The sequence below is a fragment of the Sphingomonas sp. BAUL-RG-20F-R05-02 genome (assembly GCF_022662305.1).
Taxonomy (GTDB): Bacteria; Pseudomonadota; Alphaproteobacteria; order Sphingomonadales; family Sphingomonadaceae; genus Sphingomonas.
Window position 1 is genome coordinate 1 of sequence record NZ_JAKNQH010000035.1, and the last position, 13,363, is coordinate 13,363.

A 13,363-nucleotide genomic window follows, 5' to 3' on the forward strand; every position below is an offset into this window, starting at 1 on the left:
CCAGACGACTGCAAGCCTTAAAAAAAGGGCCTGTTCCCAAAGGTATTGGGTGCACCAACGGAGGCCTGAACTCAAAGCTACATGCCGTCTGCGATGGCAAGGGTAGACCGTTCGTCATGCTGCTGAGAAGGCCAGATGAGCAACTACAAGGGTGCCGCCCTCATGCTAGACGCCTTGCCCAGGGCCAAGGCACTGCTCGGGGACGAAGGCTATGACGCCGACTGGCTTCGCGCCGCGCTGGCAGAGCGCAAGATCACCGCTTGCATCCCGTCTAGGCTTCTACAAATAGATCGACGCCCCCGGGAATAGCTCGATCGTGTCGCGACGCGAGAAATTACAGAACAGGACCTGAGCAACCAGCAAGCTGTGGGCATTTTCAAGACACGCTTTGCGTGATCCCAAGTCGCGATCGAGCTAACGGTCGGGCGGCGCAGGCCAGACTCGTTTTCGCGCCAGCATCTGTGCCACTGCCGCATGGGATATTTTACGACTACTAACTTTTCTAAGGTTATGCCTCTCTTTGGTTAACACGCCGCTGACGGAGCGGAGATCATAATAATTTACCAAATTAATGCTCAGATTCTTGGTATAGACCTAAGTATTTCTGAAAGCTCCTTGTCGAGAATCCTATTATTATAGGTACTTTCAACCTTTTTGCGCGCAGCTTTCGTTAGTTTTACCATGTCTATTTTTCCAGATGCGATGTTTTTAAGGGCTTCTGATATTTGGTCAGAGTTGCGTTCGTCGACAAGAATGCCGTTGATGCCGTCTTCAACTAACTCAGGTATTCCACTATGGCGGGTAGCAAGCACTATAACATTAGCGGCCATCGCTTCCATAATAGACACTGGTATTCCCTCCATATCACCGTTTGTCGCCGTTACAGAAGGAAGCAGGAATACATTACTTTTGGAAAGTAGCCTAAAAACACCTGCATGATCGACCTTGCCTGCAAAATGGATGTTATCGTCTCCGGCGGCAACTTTCCTAAGTTGTTCTTCTAAAGGCCCATAACCAACAATTGTGTACTTGCACCTAACACCAGACTTTAAAACTCCAGAAATTGCATACTCCAAGCCCTTTTTTTCGACAAACCGACCAACGCTTAGTATCTCTAGGTAGTCCGCACGGTCAGGGGCTAAAGCCACCTCGAAATGATCAGTGTCGATATCTACACCCATCCTATGGACTTTTATTTTACTTGGCGAAGCACCCCATTCAACAAGCTTGGACTTCCACAGATCGCTAATGGGCAAAAGCATTTCGGTTCGTTTAAACAAGTCACTATATAGACACTTGTATTTTTTCAAAATAACTTGATCTGTCATATCCATACCGTGAAAGACGGTAGCGATAGGTCCGGAGAGTAATCCAGCGTCACGTAGCAGCATAGCTCGAACGCCCGCTGGACCAAAATGCGCTATAACAGCATCGTAATCGCCGAAGTTACGATGTCTTGAGTGGTATATATCTAGTAATGTTCCAAATATTTTGTTTTTTGCAGCATTTACAGCAGCACGAAGGATTTTTTTGTGAAAACGGATTTTGCTAGTAAATATTAATCCGGACAAGATATTGATGTGATCTCGAGCGCCTAGCGCTGTTCGGATAGGCAGAACCCTAACCTTACCGCAAAGGGGATCTTTATCTTTATTTACATAGCCCGCGATAACAGTCACGTCGTGGCCAAGATCTACCATACCGGCGATTTGCCTAACAATGAATGTCTCTGATGTTACTGGGTAATCAGACACAAAGAATGCTAGCTTCATTAAACAATTCCCCGTTGTTGATTTTGGCGCAAGCCAAGTCGAAGATTCATTGCCATAAAATTCCTAGCTTCAATATCGATATTTATGGCTTTAATATAGTAGATAAAATTATAGTTATTTTGTATATACCACAAAACTCCGCGGTCATTATGCCGCAAGTCACACCACACTCCATGTCTCACCAACAAACAGTTGTGGCGATTACACGATTTCCCTTTCTAAAGCCGTTAAACGTCAACACCGATTGATTTAAGCACAAATCAACGTGTTCATGCCGGCGACGATTTGGCATCTTGCGATGGCTTTGCGAGCAGCGAATCCGCAGCCGCTCGCTTAGACCTCTTCGCGAATCGTGCTGCACCTTCCTTCTTGCCCAAACTGCATAGCATTTAGACACAATGTCTCGACCGATTTTATTCGACAAGCGTGAGGCTGATAACCATGGAACAAGAGGCACGGGTAACCAGGGGAAGCTTAATGATCGACGGCGCGGTTCTGGTGACGGGCGGAGCGGGCTATATCGGCAGCCATGCGGTGCTGGCGCTGCTTGACGCGGGCCACCGGGTGGTGGTGGTCGACAATCTCGTCACCGGCTTCGCCTGGGCGGTGGATGCCCGTGCGACCCTGGTCGAGGCGAACATCGAGGATGACGACGCGGTGCGATCCGCGATCCGCGATCATGACGTCAAGGCGATCATGCATTTCGCGGGATCGGTGGTGGTGCCGGAATCGGTGAGCGATCCGCTGAAATACTATCGCAACAACACCGTCGCGACACGCGCGCTACTGGAAAGCGCGGTGGTGTGCGGGGTGCCGCACTTCATCTTCTCCTCGACCGCCGCGACCTATGGCACGCCCGCGCGCATCCCGGTGCTGGAGAGCGACCCGACCGTGCCGATCAACCCTTATGGCATGTCCAAGCTGATGACCGAGGCGATGCTGCGCGACGTGGCGGCGGCGCACCCGATTAATTATTGCGCGCTGCGCTATTTCAACGTGGCCGGCGCGGATCCGCAGGGCCGTTCGGGCCAGTCGACGGCGGGCGCGACGCATCTCATCAAGGTCGCGGTCGAGGCGGCGACCGGCAAGCGTGCGAGCGTGGGCGTGTTCGGCACCGACTTCGATACGCCCGACGGGACCGGGGTGCGCGACTATATCCACGTCAGCGACCTGGCGGCGGCGCATGTCGCCGCACTCGACCTGCTCACCGCCGATCCCGCTAAGAGCCATACGCTCAACGCAGGCTACGGGCGCGGCTTCTCGGTGCTGGAGGTGCTCGACGCGGTTGATCGCGTCACCAACGTCACGATCGCACGCAAGATCGAGGCGCGGCGCGCGGGCGATCCGGCGGCGTTGATTTCCGAGAACGGCGCGATCCTGAAGGCGCTCGACTGGACGCCGCAGCGTGACGACCTCGATCTGATCGTGCGCGATGCGCTGGCTTGGGAACGCACGCTGGCCGAGCGGGCACCTGACACCCTCAACCTTACGTCTTAAATATACCAGGAAGCTTTACCACGCCGTGTTGTGGCGCTTTGTCAGACCCACACTCCGTAAGGCGGCGCTCGCCGGACGGATTCAAGCATTCTTGCGATGTGCATCATCAGAATGGTACGCGGAGGGCTGAACTGTCTCCGTTCCGTCCGGACAGATTTGAGCCTAACTCGGAGGCTCAGGGTAGTCCCTGATCATAGACTTATGGCTTTGTCTGAGATCATCACTGATGGCGGTCGGCGTGCTAACGGGCATACGGTTCAATGCAACGCATCTACGCAAGCAATTTAGCGACCAGTCCTGTTATGCCAAAGATAATTCATACTACTTTTGACTTTGGATAATTATCGGAGTTCAATATGCCATCCGCCACCTCTCTCCACGTTGGAAATTGTCTTGGAGTAACGGCGCCGGTCATCGACAATGCGCGCAACGTTGCCGCGTGCATGGATCCAGCGTCCCCCGGCGTGTAGCCAGAACGGCTAGATACATTTCCAACAGCGAAGTCTGGGCAGATAGCCGGCAAACCGAATAACTCGTATTGTGCTAATTTTAGGCTAGAATCAGCAAGATATTCAACGCCGGGCGCAGCGCGATAAGGGGCCACGCCCACTGTCGCGTGCTTCACGTACGGAAGCGTTTCCTTGAACGGCATTTCGTCGTAGATGTAGAGGTTACCTGCTGTGGAAATTTGTTCGCCACAGCCGATAACATGAAAGTCAATATCTGGAAAAAGCGCCGGCATCTTTTCAAAAAATTGCCGGTCAAAAAGCATGGAGCCAACTGAAACTACGGTTGGGCGACTTGAGTAAGGGCTAGGACCGATCCCTTCAAAGTCCTGCGGGTGAATACCGAACTCCGCTAGGTATAATCGATCTGCTGCCCATTGGAAATCAGATGCCATTTTAGCTGACCGCAACGACACATGATGAAGCAGTGCGGCGTTAGAGATAAGTTGGCGCTGCACTGTAGGATGAGTGCCTACCGTATCCAGGCGATCGGTTGCATAATAGATTATCTTCGCATTCGGAGAAAGCTTGCGAATCCTTGGAATAAATATAGCAGCAACACTTGACTCTACAACTACATACTCAGCTTTAGTAATAATACTATCAAATGTACTGTTTGGGATGGATGCATAGGGAGCAAACATCCAGGCCATTATGGCGTTTAGAATGCGATTTCTACTTGCAAATGGATGCAATACCGTTTTCCAAAGAAAACATTTAATACCATTTACCTCTTCTACTACATTTGATTTTTCATCTAAAAACAGGCGAGAGTCACCAGTCCGCCTTGAAAGCATGCTATATCTTGTTGATATAAACCAAACATCGTAACCAAGGTCGCGCGCGCCGTCTGCCACTTGCTGTACGCTGGCGCGTTTTTTGGTACGGTAATCTTGAAAAGCCGAGAGGAACACAACCCGACCGCGAGCAGATCTCATTATGTTAGTACCTCATAGTCAACTGCGGATGTGCTAGATGATTAGCCTAGCCTGCGGAGCGATGGTTAGCGTGCTTTCTTTAACGTCTCTATGCAGCGTCGCATAGCATTGACACTGTTGAGATCAATCCGAGCTTTTCTGTGGGAAGGGCGGATACCGTATTAACCCGATTGCGCGAGATGTCTCAAATCCGTACCGGAAGCAAACCGATTGGAGTTCGCCCGATGATCACGCTGGAGAGGGTGCTACCTAGGCCTTCACGCAAGGCAATGCGGCTTGTGGGGGATGATCTGGCTTATGTTGCTAGTTTTTGAAATGCCGTTGAGCAACAGGCATGCCGACTATCCGGACGATTTTTATTTTCTCCAGTATGAGGACTACACCGGCAGGCTCCTCAAAGCCGACCATTATCAGCGGATTGGGTAAGGTTATTATGCACGTTCGGCATGTCGTTCGCCAGTTTGCGCCAATGGTTGGGGGGTTAGAGGATGCGGTCGCCCAGCTTGCTTTTCATCTTCAGCGCGATCATGGCATTTACGGTTCGGTGGTGACGCTAGACCGATCCTTCAGTAACCTTGACCATCGTTTGTCGTCTTCAGGAGAAAGTTTGGGCATCCCAATCCGCCGAATCCCATTTCGCGGTTCTACCCGATATCCAATTGCGCCGCGAGTGATTAAAGAATTGGATGGAGCCGATATCGTGCATGTTCACGGCATCGATTTCTTCTTCGACTTCCTATCCGCTACCCGGTTGCTCCATCGTCGCCCGCTCGTCGCCTCCACTCATGGCGGTTTCTTTCACACTAACTTCGCTTCGGCAGCGAAACGGGCTTGGTTCGCCAGCATAACACGCGTGTCCGCTAGCGGCTTTGCGCGCATCTTCGGCTCGAGCGAAAACGATGCAGTCACATTTCGTCGCATCGCGCCACTACAGACTCTGACAATCGAAAACGGCGTCAACATCGACAAATGGCGCGATGCTGGATCGCAAGAACTATGTCCGACAATGATTTTCATTGGTCGCTTTTCGGTGAACAAAGACGTACCTGCGTTGATCCGACTGACAAAAGCACTTGGTACGCCTTGGCATCTGATAGTCGCAGGACAGCCATCCGACCTTTCCGCGAAGGATCTGCATGCAGCTGCTGAAGCAAGTGGGATATCTGATCGAGTGGAAATCCACGTCGGCGCAGATGATGCTGCCCTACGAACGTTAATCGGGCGAGCAAGTTATATAGCATCTGCCTCGCGGTACGAAGGTTTCGGACTTAGCGTGGTCGAAGGGATGTCGGCGGGTCTAGTGCCGCTCCTACGCCCTATTCCACCCTTCCAGCGGTTAGTCACGCGCGCGAACCTGGGCTTGCTCGTCGACATGGACGACGCAGATAAAGCCGCTAGAGAGGTCCAGGCGTTCCATGGGAATGTAACATCCCAAACGCGAGCGGCAACGATCCGTGCGGCAAATCGATTTGGATGGACCAACGCAGCAAGCTACTTTGCTCGCGAATACCAATCCGTGCTAAACACGCTCCCACAATGAACGAGCAAGATATATGGCTGCCGATGGCATATCTTCACTAAACAAGCAGGACAACATGGGTACGCCCATCATGGTGCCAAAACCCCGTCGCCGTCCGTTAATATCGCCCGAACTGGTTCAACAGCTCGGCTTCATATTACCTCTAAGTGCAACCTGTTATTCAGCTCTTTTGGCCGCGTTGATCGCGCGCGGATTTCCGGGATCTACGGCTCTTATCGTAATGATTGAACTCGCGCTACTCGGCGGGTGCGCAATCGTTTGTTTTGCCAGTGGCTTAGTTCAGCAGGACTGGCCGGCGATTTTGCTTGGCTACGGCTTCGTTGTGGCCGCGATAGTTGTCTCCATCATCGTTGGCCGGCCGATGATAGAAACGTTGCGCGCTGCTGCGATAATCGCTCTATTTTTTATGCTAGGACAGCGGATTAGCTACCAAACACTTGATCGGCTGTTTTTCTGGACAAGTGTAATCGTTTTGTTTTTCCTTGTCATTGAAATAGCTTCCTTGCAAACGTATGCAACAATATTTCAACCGGCAAATTTTTTTGCAGCAACTCGTGGCATGGAGGTATCTGAGTACAATACTACCGGGCTAAGTAATAGTGCGGCTGGCTTTGCGAGCAGATTCAGCTTCGGGCTTTTTTCTGGCCCCCGCACCTCCTCAATATTTTTAGAACAGGTTTCTAACGCCAACTTCGCTTGTGTTGAGACGCTTTATCTCGCGGTCCGCGGTCGCGAACTAAAAAGATCGGCGTTATTTATCCAAATCCTGACAATATTATTAATTTTGGTAACAGCAAATTCACGTTTTGGTTCGATGCTGATATTAGTAATATTGGCTGGGTACGTTTTATTTCCAAAGCTACCGCGCGTAATGTTGCCATTAGCTAGTGTTGCCATAGCCGCTGGGGCGCTAATCGTAATATTTCATAATATCGATGCTGTGGGCGACGACATTCAAGGTCGATTGTCTTACGTAGGTAGGCACTTCCGCGATGCAGACTTAGGTTATTTCCTTGGTACGCATGCGGTTCAAGCGCTAGCTGACGCAGACTCGGGTTATACCTATTTTGTTGGCACCACAACAATCTTCGGTATTATAATGCTATGGCTGTTTGTAAATGTAACCCCTAGAATGAATGATGCGCCATCGCGTCGATTAGGATGGGGTCTCATTTTCTATTTTTTTGGTCAGTTGCTTGTTAGTTCTACTAGCCTACTCTCAATTAAAACGGCAGCATTGCTTTGGGTGCTTGTTGGCTGCGTACGTCTTTACGGCAATGGTACAACGTCCGGAAAAGGGAGTGTGTTTCGAGCACGGTAAGTTGATCGTTGTGGGCTCATGCTGCAGGTATCTAGGCTGTGAAATCTTTCGCACCAGTGCGAGATTGGTCTAAGGTAACCATCTACTGATATTGTGCGGTGCAAAACATTGCCCTACAGCGATCCGCGAAGCGGAGGCGCATGACAAGGCTGGATATCAAGAACTGGGTTGAGAAGGCAGTGCACTGGTTCGAGGGCGGTCGCGCTCCACGAAAGTTAGATGCATTGCTCCTTGATCGGCCCGTGCCTTCCGGAGACCGGTTCGCGTTGGCAAGTCACCGAGAAGCGCTGGACGGCTTAGGTGCAAAAGAGCCAATAGCTGAGCAAACTGCCGGGCTTGGCGATACGGGCTTTCGCCTTGATCGGGTAAAGGTCGCTCAAACCTTCGACTCCGCCCATCCGGTACGAAGCCGAAGTGAGTTGTTTGGGCGCGCTCTGGAACTCGATGCTATGTTGTCGGCGACTGTCGACTTCGGACAGCACGTGATTATCCACGGTGCTCGTGGTTCGGGCAAAACGTCGCTCGTGCGAGTGTTCGGCGATCATGCAGACGGGCAGGGCGCAGTTGTGATTTACATGGCGTGCGAGCCGGACGTGAGCTTTGCTGCATTAGCTCGCCCGTACTTGCAGGCGCTGCCTACTACCGCTTTGGTGCCCCAGGAGCGCGCGCACTTTCAAAGCGCTTTGGCGGCGCTGCCGGAAACGTTCGGCCCCCGAGCCTTTGTAGAGCTAGTCGCTGAAAGGGTTTCCGGGCCGGTGATTCTGATTTTCGACGAATTTGACCGCATAACTGATACGCGTGTTAAAGCCGAAATGGCTGTCGCGATGAAGCTGTTGTCCGACGCGCTGGCGAATGTACTTTTTGTGCTAGTAGGAATTGCTCACAGCGTTTCAGATGTGATCGACTGTCACCCATCGCTTCGCCGTCACATGCGCGTGGTGTCGTTGGGCCGAATCGAAGCCGATAGTGTGAAGGAACTGATCGACGCCGGCGAAGCCACTACTGGACTAGTATTCAAAGAAGAAGCTCGGGTCATTATAGGTCGAGCGTCCTGCGGTTCACCTTTCCACGTTCGCATGTTCTGTCATCACGCTGCTATTGCTGCTTTAATGCGTGGTTCCTCAAGTGTGTCCGGCAGCGACGCGCGACGGGGGCTTCGATCTGCAATTGAGCAATGGGCCGCGATGAACAGGGAAGATGCTCAATACTTTCTGCGATTGGTCGAGAGTGGCGTCAGGCTTCCTGAGATTGAAGAGGTCGCTCATGCGGCCGCGCTTGTAGATAAAATTCCTGACGAAAATGAAAGCGCTCGCGCTTTGCTCGGTGACACGATTGTAGTCGAGGAGAACGGCGCGCAAACTTTTGTTTTCCGCGATAGTGTCGCGCCTCAATTCTTAATTGCCTACGTGATCTTGGCGGAGGCCGCCGTTGGCCTGGACTGAGCCATCGCATTGGAGGGCCAATCAATGATGCCATTGTCTGATCTTATCGCTGCGTTGAAGATGCGCTGGCGGCTTGAGCTTTTTATCATAGTGGCGGTGCTGGCGCTGGTCGCCTTATGGACTTCAATGTCACCAAAAACCTATGTCGCCACTGCGACGCTTTTGTTTGACGAACCAACGGTAGATCCGGTGCAAGGGACGCAAACCACTGCTCAGGATAGCATCGTCGGATTGCTGAGCACGCAGTCAGACGTTATTGGGAGCGTTGCAGTTGCTAGTACGGTAGTTCGTAGTCTTCAACTTGCATCGCCAGACATTGTTGCCCGGTGGCAGGCTGCAACTGGAGGTACGGGCGATATCAACGCGTGGTACGGGCGGCAACTCTTAAGCAACCTAGAGATTGTTCCTGATAAAGGTTCGCGCGTGCTGACGCTCCAGTACTCATCTACTAACCCGCAATTCGCGTCGGTACTGGCCAACGCATTTGCTGTGTCGTACCTAGACACAAGGCTGAAGCTACGGACTGATCCTGCGCGGACATATTCGCGCTGGTTTCAGGATCGAACTCGCGAGGTCCGGGAAAATCTTCAGCAGGCTCAGGCGCGTTTGACTGAGTTCAAACGCAAAACTGGCATCGTCGACACCGGCACCAGCAATGCCGAGGTTGCGCGATTGAGTGAGTTGTCAAACCAACTTACGTCGGCTGAAGCATCAGCCGCGTCACTAAACGCTCGTGCTGGCAGCAACGCCGCTGAGTCGCCTGACGTTCAATCCTCAGGTGTGGTGCAGGGGCTGCGTGCACAAATTGCAGGAAAAGCAGCTCAGATTAGTCAGATGAGCACCAGTCTAGGTCCTAATCACCCTGACCTTATTGCAGCTAAGGCCGAGCTGTCGGAATTACGCTCTAAGCTCGCCAGTGAAATTGGCACGAGCACCCGATCGGTACACGTAGCTAGCAATGCTGCCACCAACACGGAGGCGGATCTGCGTAATAAGCTTAATGCACAGCGCGGACGAATGTTAAGCCTGTCGACCGACAATGCACAGCTCGACGTGTTACAACGGGACGTCGATACTGCGAAGGCCGCGTACGATGCGGTTGCCGCGCGATTACAAACTATGCGCCTTCAGAGCGTCGCGCCGGAAACCAATGTGCGGCAGCTTGACACAGCGACTCCGCCGCTTCTTCCCGCCAAACCAAACGTACCGCTTCGACTGTTGTTGGCCGCTGTGTTGGGGGGGATGCTGGCGGTTGGTGCGGGGCTAGCGCTTGAGGTCTGGAGACCGCGCGTGCGAACCGCCGACGGTATTTCCGAAATCAGTGGGGTGCCTGTGTTGGCAATATTAGATCTTTCTAGTTCACGAGCGGGCACGCTGCTAACTGGAACGGCACTGTGAGAATCCGGTCGAGCTTAGCTTCGCAAGCTGGCGTCTCTGCAAAGCGTAGGATTGATGAGCGGCGCGCGCTTGGAGCAGTGTTGGCCCTTGATCCTTCACAGCAAGAAGCAGTCATGCAGAGGCAGGTCGAGACGGGTCATTTGTTTGGCGAAGTAGCCGTGGAGCTTGGCTTTGTAACAGTTGATCAGGTCCACCGCGCTATCAAACAGCAGCAGGGCTTCTCTGTTTTAGAAGACGGCGACCAGCGGCTAGATCCTCTTGTAGTAACCGCCTTTGATCCTCGAGATCCGCTGACTAGCATTGCTCGTAATCTGCGGGCTACTCTGACGGCAGCGCTTCGTCCTGATGGCAGGCCCGTTCGTAGCGTGGCGTTCATCGGTAGCGACACAGATGCCGAGCTCCCGGTGATGGTGGCTAATTTGGCGGTTGCGTGTGCTCAAACGGGCGCGCCAACACTGTTGGTCGATGCGGATCTTGATCATCCACACCAGCATGCGCTTTTCCGTGTGCGTAATCGTGCAGGCGTGACGACAATGTTGGCCGGTAAGGCTCAGGATGAGCTGCTACAGTCAACCGCAATTGGAGGGCTTTCGCTGCTCACCGCCGGTCCCGCCGTGCCCAACGCATCGGAGTTGTTCGACCGGCAAAGACTTGCGAATGAGCTCGAGGTACTCAGTGAGAATTTTGATTTAGTTTTGATTGACGCTGGCTGCGAGGCAACCGCAGTCGCTGCAGCAAAGGGACTTGATGCTGCTATCATCGTCCTGCGTCGAAACGTCAGCTATATGCGGAATACGCGTTTGTTAGTAGAAAAGCTCGAATCTAACGGCCAGGCTGTTCTGGGCACCGTGCTTGTTGATTGATATCGCCAACTCACGTTGGCGAACGCCATGTAATGGTATGCGGTCCCGAACACGTTGTTTTTTGACCCTATCGTCAGCCGCATCCGCGGCGAAGTTCGGAGGGCTGACAAGATACACGCCGACGACACACCGGTGCCGGTGCTGACCCTGGTCGCGGTAAGACCGCAACCGGTCGGCTGTAGGTTTACGCCGCCAACGACCAAGCGTCCAGCATCTCCGCACCGCGCGCGACCTGGTACCGCTTCACGCCCGACCGCACCTCTGCACACCGCTTGTCCCATCCCACAGGCTTTCGCGGTTTCCTTCAAGCCGACACCTATGGTGGCTCCGGAGAATTGTGCCACAGTGGCGTTACCGAGGTCGCCTGCTCGGCGCATTTTTAGCGCAAGGTCTTCGACCTTAATGAACGATCGCCTACGCCGCTGACCACTGAAATCCTCGAGCGAATCAGCGCGTTCAATGCCGTCAAGCTGCGCGGCTAACGGCCCGATGTGCGATGCCGCCCCCTCTAGGGAGAAAAGTAACCATCCGGCGGGTGCCGCCTTGCGGGGGAGGGTTGGGACAGGGATAGAGGACGTCCTTAGAGCCGCACGTAAGGACGTCCGTACCGACTATGGCGCAGTTGACGATATCGTCGAGCCGGAGCGCCGGCGTCGCTGGAGCGATGAGCAGCGCGAGCGGATTTTGACGTAGGCTGCTTACCCTGGCGCGAAGGTTTGTGATGGGCGCGGCGCCACGATGTGGCCCGCAGCCTGATCTACCCGTGGCATCGCGCTGGGCTCCAGCAAACCGAGCCGATATTCGCACTGGCGGTGGTCGTAAGCGAGCCGGCCGAGCATACCTCCGCCTTTGTTGTAGCGGCCCAGCAGTGGCTCGGGACCCAGCGCCTTGCCATCGATGAGGGCATCCGGACCGAGCTCGTTGAACCGCAGCACCCAGTCACGCACGATCTGCAGGCTACTCCCGCCAAGGCGGGCTGCTTCGCTCCCGCTCTCGCCGTGATAGATCGCGGCCAACGCCAGGAGCCGCCGGACCTGCCGACCATCCTTGCTCGCCCGCGCAATGCGCCGAAGCTCATCTCCGTCGAGATCCGAACGCAATCCGATTGCCACAACTATCGCAACCCTCCTCCAGCTCACGACACTGAATCAGATTGCACTCACTTTGTGTATCCCCGACGTGAGTCAGGCTTCGCAGGATCGGGTTATGAGATATTTGCCCCCGGCGTAACCCGAACTGGCGGCTGCGATGATCCCACCGGGCGAGCGGGTGTAAATCGCGATGGGGTCACACCGACAAGAGAAAGGGCATGCAAGGTCTGGCAGTCATGGTGCAACTGCAGCTCGACCGGGATACTCACGGCGGCGACCTGCTTGTATTCCGGGGTCGAATCGGCTCGCTGGTGAAGATCATCTGGCACGACGGCCTGGGCGGAGGAGGCAAGGTTCCAACGATGGCCAGCATCGGTGAAAGGCGCCGGGGGGGATGTCGCTTTAAGCAAACGGCTTGAGAAGGGCCGTTTCGTCTGGCCTTCGGCGAAGGAAAGTGTGGTGTCGCTCACCACCTTGCAGCTGGCCTGTCTGCTCAAGGACATCGATTGTCGCAACCCGCAGCATAGCTAGCGTCCAACGAGCGCCACATAGCCCGGTCGGAGCGCTCAAGGCGCTGCTCACCACTGCCCTTGCGCGCGCCGACGAGGCGGACGCCCGCGCTGCTAATGCGATTGCTCGCGAGGCGGCATCGAGGCGGTCACCGCGCACCTGAAGCTGCAGATCGCCAAGCTCCGGCGGGAGCAGTATGGCCCAAGCGCCAAGTGCAGCCGTCGCCTGTTCGAGAAGATGGAGCTCCAGCTCGAGGATCTCGAGGCCGACGTCAGCTAGGACGCGGTCGCCGCCCAGGCGACCAGCGTCGCACCGTTCGAGCGCAGACGACCGGTCAGATAGCCCTTTCCCGAGCACCTATCCCGCGAGCGGTTATCATCCCGGCGCCACGTGCGTACCCCGCCTGCGGCGGCTCGCGCCTGTCGAAGCTCGGCGAAGACGTGACCGAGACCCTCACGGTGGTCCCGCGGTCGTGGAAGGTCATT

Annotated in this window: 12 protein-coding genes and 1 pseudogene; 10 read left to right on the top strand and 3 right to left on the bottom strand. The window is 54.3% G+C overall.

Annotated elements, in window-relative coordinates; genetic code table 11:
• Positions 1–575 precede the first annotated feature (575 nt).
• A complete protein-coding gene (locus tag L8F97_RS21725; protein WP_242154738.1) occupies positions 576–1,772 on the bottom strand; it encodes a glycosyltransferase in 1,197 nt (398 codons plus the stop codon).
• 477 nt (positions 1,773–2,249) lie between these two features.
• Between L8F97_RS21725 and galE the strand changes: the two genes are divergently transcribed.
• Entirely contained in the window at positions 2,250–3,269 is a 1,020-nt protein-coding gene (gene galE / locus L8F97_RS21730) for a UDP-glucose 4-epimerase GalE (RefSeq protein ID WP_242154739.1), read from the top strand.
• Between the two features lie 316 nt (positions 3,270–3,585).
• Here the strand turns inward: galE and L8F97_RS21735 are convergent, their stop codons facing one another.
• On the bottom strand, positions 3,586–4,713 hold the full coding sequence (locus L8F97_RS21735; protein WP_242154740.1) for a hypothetical protein: 1,128 nt from the start codon (positions 4,711–4,713) through the stop codon (positions 3,586–3,588).
• 334 nt (positions 4,714–5,047) lie between these two features.
• Between L8F97_RS21735 and L8F97_RS21740 the strand changes: the two genes are divergently transcribed.
• The 6 genes from L8F97_RS21740 to L8F97_RS21765 all read left to right on the top strand — a co-directional run bounded on the left by L8F97_RS21740 (position 5,048) and on the right by L8F97_RS21765 (position 11,660).
• Positions 5,048–6,253 carry a glycosyltransferase family 4 protein gene (locus L8F97_RS21740; protein WP_242154742.1) on the top strand — a complete coding sequence of 402 codons (1,206 nt, stop codon included), beginning with the start codon at positions 5,048–5,050 and terminating at the stop codon, positions 6,251–6,253.
• Positions 6,254–6,266: 13 nt separating this feature from the next.
• Complete coding sequence (locus L8F97_RS21745) at positions 6,267–7,574, top strand: hypothetical protein (protein ID WP_242154744.1); 1,308 nt, start codon at positions 6,267–6,269, stop codon at positions 7,572–7,574.
• 140 nt (positions 7,575–7,714) lie between these two features.
• A complete protein-coding gene (locus L8F97_RS21750) occupies positions 7,715–9,016 on the top strand; it encodes an ATP-binding protein (protein ID WP_242154746.1) in 1,302 nt (433 codons plus the stop codon).
• A 24-nt stretch (positions 9,017–9,040) separates the two neighbouring features.
• Positions 9,041–10,414 carry a GNVR domain-containing protein gene (locus tag L8F97_RS21755; RefSeq protein ID WP_242154748.1) on the top strand — a complete coding sequence of 458 codons (1,374 nt, stop codon included), beginning with the start codon at positions 9,041–9,043 and terminating at the stop codon, positions 10,412–10,414.
• 80 nt (positions 10,415–10,494) lie between these two features.
• Positions 10,495–11,277, top strand: a complete 783-nt coding sequence (locus L8F97_RS21760) for a CpsD/CapB family tyrosine-protein kinase (RefSeq protein ID WP_242154750.1) — start codon at positions 10,495–10,497, stop codon at positions 11,275–11,277.
• Between the two features lie 212 nt (positions 11,278–11,489).
• Complete coding sequence (locus L8F97_RS21765; protein ID WP_242154753.1) at positions 11,490–11,660, top strand: IS66 family transposase; 171 nt, start codon at positions 11,490–11,492, stop codon at positions 11,658–11,660.
• A gap of 315 nt (positions 11,661–11,975) precedes the next feature.
• On the opposite strand, the gene L8F97_RS23095 is transcribed toward L8F97_RS21765, so the two are convergent.
• Positions 11,976–12,377 carry a helix-turn-helix domain-containing protein gene (locus L8F97_RS23095; RefSeq protein WP_409929084.1) on the bottom strand — a complete coding sequence of 134 codons (402 nt, stop codon included), beginning with the start codon at positions 12,375–12,377 and terminating at the stop codon, positions 11,976–11,978.
• 227 nt (positions 12,378–12,604) lie between these two features.
• Between L8F97_RS23095 and L8F97_RS22765 the strand changes: the two genes are divergently transcribed.
• From L8F97_RS22765 to L8F97_RS21775, 3 genes and pseudogenes are all read left to right on the top strand, one after another.
• Positions 12,605–12,787, top strand: coding sequence for a hypothetical protein (locus L8F97_RS22765; RefSeq protein ID WP_277925135.1), 183 nt, complete (start codon positions 12,605–12,607; stop codon positions 12,785–12,787).
• Positions 12,744–12,899 (top strand): IS66 family insertion sequence element accessory protein TnpB, encoded by a 156-nt coding sequence (gene tnpB / locus L8F97_RS22930; RefSeq protein WP_313932081.1) that lies wholly within the window; start codon positions 12,744–12,746, stop codon positions 12,897–12,899. Before L8F97_RS22765 ends, tnpB begins: the two co-directional genes overlap by 44 nt.
• Positions 12,892–13,363: pseudogene (locus tag L8F97_RS21775) on the top strand (IS66 family transposase); the annotation flags it as partial. The gene tnpB and the pseudogene L8F97_RS21775, both read left to right, overlap by 8 nt.